Below are 5,209 nucleotides of genomic sequence, written 5' to 3'. Positions count from 1 at the left end.
ACGGGTGGTGGAAAGTCTTTGTGTTACCAGATTCCGGCTTTATTGCGTAAAGGAACGGCGGTTGTGGTGTCGCCATTGATCGCGCTCATGCAAGACCAAGTCGCTGTGTTACAAGCCAATGGTGTTCGGGCAGAGTTTTTAAATTCCAGTTTGAGTGGTGAGCAAGCCAAGCGTATTGAAGACGAGTTGTATTCGGGCCAGATCGACCTGCTGTATGTCGCGCCAGAACGGCTGTTGCAGCCGCGCATGCTTGGCTTGCTTGAAAACATCGATGTCGCACTGTTTGCCATTGATGAGGCGCATTGTGTCTCGCGCTGGGGGCATGACTTTCGACCTGAATACATGCAGCTGTCGGTATTGCATGAACGCTTCCCGGCCATCCCGAGAGTTGCTTTAACCGCAACAGCCGACGAGCGAACCCGACAGGAAATAATTTCTCATCTTGCCCTGGAGGCCGCCGAACAATTCATCAACAGTTTTGATCGTCCTAACATTCAGTACCATATCAGTGATAAAAAGAATGGCAAACAACGGCTGATTGACTTTATCAAACACCAGCATGCCGAGGATTCCGGGATTGTGTATTGTTTATCCCGCAAGCGGGTCGAGAGTTTTACCGAGGCCTTGCGTGACCAGGGGTTTAATGCCTATGCCTATCATGCAGGCATGTCGTCAGAATTGCGTAAACGCAATCAGGAAAAATTCTTGAATGAAGAGGGCGTGATTATGGTCGCGACGATTGCTTTCGGCATGGGCATCGATAAACCCAATGTGCGGTTTGTGGCGCATATGGATCTGCCCAAAAGTATTGAAGCCTACTACCAACAAACCGGTCGAGCTGGGCGTGATGGTTTGCCATCTACGGCCTGGATGATCTATGGCTTGCAGGATGTGATCCAGTTAAATCAATGGATTCAGCAAGGTGATGCGCCGGAAAATGTTAAACGTATTGAAACGGAAAAACTGAATGCACTGTTGGGTTTGTGTGAAACCATCGAATGCCGACGACACAGACTGCTGGAATATTTTGGAGAACAGCCACACTCCGAAAAATGTGGCAACTGTGACAATTGTCTGATCCCGCCTGTCACCTGGGATGCAACCGAAGCTGCGCGCAAGGCACTCTCGTGTATCCATAAAACCGGTAACCGTTTTGGAACCGGTTATGTTGTGGATGTGCTTTGTGGCACTGAAAATGAGCGGGTCATAAAGAACAGGCATAATGATCTTTCGGTGTTTGGCATAGGAAATGACCTCAGCAAAGTGGCCTGGGGCGCCATAATTCGACAATTGGTGACTTCACGCCTGGTACAGGTTGATGTTGAAAACTATAATGTGCTGAGACTCACGGAAAAATGTCGTCCGCTGTTACAAGGGGCTGTCGAGTTTCATTTGCGTGAATTGCCGAAAAAAACACAACCGCAAAAACGCAAGGCAAAAGCGCAATTTGTTCAGCCGCAAGACGAGGAACTTTATGAGCTTTTGAAAGCCGAACGAATGAGTTTGGCGTCTGAATATGGCGTACCACCGTATATAATTTTTGGCGATAAGACCCTGATGGCAATGGCAGAACATCGCCCGCTCTCGGATGAGGACATGCTTGCGGTGAGCGGGGTTGGTCAATTTAAACTGGATAAATATGGCATGAATTTTTTAGAGCTTATTGAGGAGTATTGTGCAGCACATGGCTAGGTCGATCAGCATTCTGGGCAGCGGCTGGCTGGGTTTGGCATTAGCCGAGCATTTTGTGAATCAAAACTATACGGTCAAGGCTTCGACTCGCTCGGAAAACCGGTTTGCGGAAATTCGCAAAATTGGTGCAGAGCCATTCAAGATTGATATTGAGAAATTATCCACCAACCTTGCCAAATTCCTTCAATCCGAATTATTGATCGTTAACATCACCTCGAAAGATCTGGTGGCGTATCAGGAGCTAATTCAGGCAATCGAAGAATCTCCGGTTAAATACGTTTTATTTGTGAGTTCTACCTCGGTTTATGAAAATAATAACGCGTTTGTAAAAGAAGACGATGGTGACGAGGACCTGAAAAGTATTTTGTATAGAATCGAGAACCTGTTTCGTTTTAATATACATTTTAAAACTGCGGTTATTCGCTTCGCTGGCTTAGTCGGATATTCGCGACATCCTGGAAAGTGGTTTGCCAATAAGCCCGTTTCACAGCCGGATGCACCGATAAACCTGATTCATCGTGACGATTGCATTGGGATTATTGACGCCGTTATAAAACAGGGAGCATGGGATGAGGTGTTTAATGGTTGTTCTTCAGAGCACCCGACAAAGCGTGAATTTTATACCCATGCAAGGCAGTTATTAAATCTCCCAGCACCCGAATTTCTTGAGGACGAAGAACCGGATTTCAAAATTGTAAGTAATGAAAAAGTTATTAAAGAATTATCCTATAACTTTATCTACCCAGACCTGCTTGCGTATAAAGAATTTTAATCGTCTTCGGGTTCGGGCTCAAAGCCTTCCAGCTGCCTGTAGATCACAAAGGAATAGATCAGGGGCAAAAGTGCTGCAATCAGTATGATGCTCACCATATACCAGGCTTTGCCCACCAGAGGCTGGAAAAATAACAATATTCCACCAATTACAAAAATCCAGCCAGCAAAGCGATGCGTTCTGTCCCACACCTCGTCACTGGCCAGGGTCCAGGGTGTTTTTATTCCTACAAAAAAGTTTTTGCGTAACTTACTCATATAATTGCCAAGCACAATTAGCAATAAGCCAACTGCGGGAATGATGAAGTTTTCGAATTTGATCTCACTTCCTTGTGCGGATAATAAAACCAGAACGCCAATACCGGTCATGAACCCGGTCGTGGCGAGTTGCAGGATACCGATTACCGGTTTGAATTTGTCCACTCTGAACCCTTGTGGCGATATATACACAATGAGCAAAAACATTGCCCAGGTTCCTAGGCAAGACAAAGGTAAAATGAATGCACCCCAGGGTTTCGCCATGTAGCCATCGACTTCACCAGACGCATTCCAGTGGGAAGGCATTGGGTCTGGTAATCCGGGATACATATAAAAAGTAATACCAAACAAGATTCCGATCACTATCAGTCCCAGCAGCATTGAGGTTTTAAATTTCATTCTTTTCTCCTTCTTCATTCATTGCGTCACCGGCATTAAACAAGTCCAGTAATAACGCTGTTACTTCTTCAAACACACTGGTATTCAGGGAATAAATTATTTGCTGACCATCGCGGCGGGTCTTGACCAGGTTGGCCTTTTTTAGCAAATTGAAATGGTGCGACAAAGACCCCTTGGTGATGGGAAATAATTCCGATAGCTCACCGGCATTCATGGAACCTTTTTTAAGTGCATTTAGAATATTACGGCGCGTTGGATCGGCCAAGGCTTTAAACAAACTTTGATTTTCAGACATGCCAAGAAGTTTACCATCATTTTGATATTTGTCAAAATATCAAAATATAACCGTAAGCCTCTAGAAAAATTAAATTAATTCATGGACTTATAAACTCATGCCTTATGGCTTAGAATAGGCCGCACATGCAAACAAACCGAGTTTCTGTGAAGGACATTTTGTAATGAAGAATAAAATTCTGCTGATTGGCCTAATAAGTTTGCTGCTATCAGCCTGTTCCGGTAAAGAAGAGGATGAGGATTCTGGCAATATTGAGCAAGCCCAGTTATTGGAGATTGATGGCTTTTTGCCCGACATGCCCGTTGCTATGACTAACAATGCAGTTGCCGTGTTATCGGTTAATGGCATCACCGAGGTATACAGTTTTTTAGGCTTACAGGAAGGCAAAACCTGGCAAGACACCAGCACAGCGGCTTTTCGATTGCGCCTGGGCGCCCGCGGATTTGAGGGTGCAAAATGGACACGCATTAGAGACTTGCCGGTACCTCAAGGTCGATTGGCCTCAGTGGCGGTCGCTGTGAAAGGAAAGGTTTATATTTTTGGTGGTTACAGTGTGGCTGAAGATAGCAGCGAAGTCTCACAGCCGGAAGTCTTTAGTTTTGACCCGCTGACTATCAAATATCACAGGCTTAGCGACATACCCGTGCCAAGCGATGATGCGGTCGCAATGGTTTATGCAGACCGTTATGTCTATCTGGTCAGCGGCTGGCATGACAATGACAACATCGACAATGTCCAGGTTTATGATACTTTGCATGATACCTGGTCGCAGGCTACTGCATTTCCGGGTTCTCCGGTGTTTGGCCACGCCGGTGGTATCGTTGGCAACACGATGATTATTTGTGACGGGGTTAAAGTTAACTATTTGCAAACCGTAGAAGAAGTCGCAGAGGGTGAAAAAAGAAAACGCGAATTCGTAATGAGCGATGAATGTTACCAAGGGCTTATCGATACCAATGATCCAAACCGGATTGCATGGACGTCCATTCCAAGCCATGCAGGCCCCGCCGGGTATCGTATGGCCAGCACCGGCGAAAGTGTCAGTAATAAAGTGTTTTTCATCGGCGGCACCGATAATCCATACAACTACAACGGTATCGGGTATAACCAGGAGCCATCATCCCCGATGCACAGACCCTTTGCCTACAACACTGATACCGGTGAATGGGAATATTTTCAGGAACTTGCGCAAGCCACCATGGATCATCGCAGTCTGTTACTGGTTAATGGCGTGTTTGCCACCATCGGCGGTATGGATGAGCAGCGCAATGTGACCGGCAAGACAAGCTTATACAGCTATCCCTTTATCGATTATGACTAGCATCATCAGCGAATCCATCTAATTTATGTCCGTTAAAAAAGCTTATTTGTTTCTGATCTTCGGAGCATTCACCATCAGTTTTGCCCCGATTCTGGCGCGTCTGGTGCAGATTACGACTGACGACTATGCTGCCATGGATCCAACCGCTGCAGCTTTTTATCGAGCCATTATTGGCGGAATCTTTTTGTGTGGTATTTTGTTATTTCAAAAAAAACCGATCTTTAAAATTCATAAAAAAGTTGCTGTGTTCCTGTTCATCGGCGCCATGTTCTTTGCTGTCGACATGACGGCCTGGTATCGCTCCATCGTATTAGTGGGGCCGGGTCTGGCAACCTTGCTTGCCAGCTTTCAGGTTTTTGTTCTAACCATCGTCGGGTTTTTGTTTTTAAAAGAACATCCAACCTTGATTCAGTGGTTATCCATTCCTGTGGCCTTGCTGGGTTTGGCGCTGATCGTCGGATTGGACTGGAGTC

General features: G+C 45.8%; 6 protein-coding genes. 4 read left to right on the top strand and 2 right to left on the bottom strand.

Annotated elements, in window-relative coordinates:
- Positions 1-1,692: DNA helicase RecQ (recQ, locus tag HKN88_07525; GenBank protein ID NNC97909.1), on the top strand; the 1,692-nt coding region annotated here is incomplete at its 5' end.
- Positions 1,685-2,464, top strand: coding sequence for an NAD(P)H-binding protein (locus HKN88_07520; GenBank protein ID NNC97908.1), 780 nt, complete (start codon positions 1,685-1,687; stop codon positions 2,462-2,464). The genes recQ and HKN88_07520, both read left to right, overlap by 8 nt.
- On the opposite strand, the gene HKN88_07515 is transcribed toward HKN88_07520, so the two are convergent.
- Together HKN88_07515 and HKN88_07510 are read right to left on the bottom strand one after the other, a co-directional pair.
- Positions 2,461-3,120, bottom strand: a complete 660-nt coding sequence (locus HKN88_07515) for an SdpI family protein (GenBank protein NNC97907.1) — start codon at positions 3,118-3,120, stop codon at positions 2,461-2,463. The two genes, HKN88_07520 and HKN88_07515, sit on opposite strands and share 4 nt — an antisense overlap.
- Positions 3,110-3,415: a winged helix-turn-helix transcriptional regulator gene (locus tag HKN88_07510; GenBank protein NNC97906.1), complete on the bottom strand. Its 306-nt coding sequence runs from the start codon at positions 3,413-3,415 to the stop codon at positions 3,110-3,112. The genes HKN88_07515 and HKN88_07510 overlap by 11 nt, the downstream gene beginning before the upstream one ends.
- 163 nt (positions 3,416-3,578) lie before the next feature.
- Here HKN88_07510 and HKN88_07505 point away from each other — a divergent pair, with 163 nt between their 5' ends.
- Positions 3,579-4,736 carry a galactose oxidase gene (locus HKN88_07505; protein ID NNC97905.1) on the top strand — a complete coding sequence of 386 codons (1,158 nt, stop codon included), beginning with the start codon at positions 3,579-3,581 and terminating at the stop codon, positions 4,734-4,736.
- A gap of 25 nt (positions 4,737-4,761) precedes the next feature.
- The coding region (locus HKN88_07500) for a DMT family transporter (protein NNC97904.1) at positions 4,762-5,209 on the top strand (448 nt) is incomplete at its 3' end.

This window comes from Gammaproteobacteria bacterium (assembly GCA_013001575.1).
In the GTDB taxonomy this organism is placed as follows: Bacteria; Pseudomonadota; Gammaproteobacteria; order Steroidobacterales; family JABDMI01; genus JABDMI01.
Note: the sequence above shows the minus strand (reverse complement) of the source record. Positions and strands in the feature narration are given on the sequence as shown.

Coding starts and splice junctions, on each gene's coding strand:
- HKN88_07520 (NNC97908.1), top strand. CDS start 1,685: ATGGCTAGGTCGATCAGCATTCTGGGCAGCGGCTGGCTGGGTTTGGCA.
- HKN88_07515 (NNC97907.1), bottom strand. CDS start 3,120: ATGAAATTTAAAACCTCAATGCTGCTGGGACTGATAGTGATCGGAATC.
- HKN88_07510 (NNC97906.1), bottom strand. CDS start 3,415: ATGTCTGAAAATCAAAGTTTGTTTAAAGCCTTGGCCGATCCAACGCGC.
- HKN88_07505 (NNC97905.1), top strand. CDS start 3,579: ATGAAGAATAAAATTCTGCTGATTGGCCTAATAAGTTTGCTGCTATCA.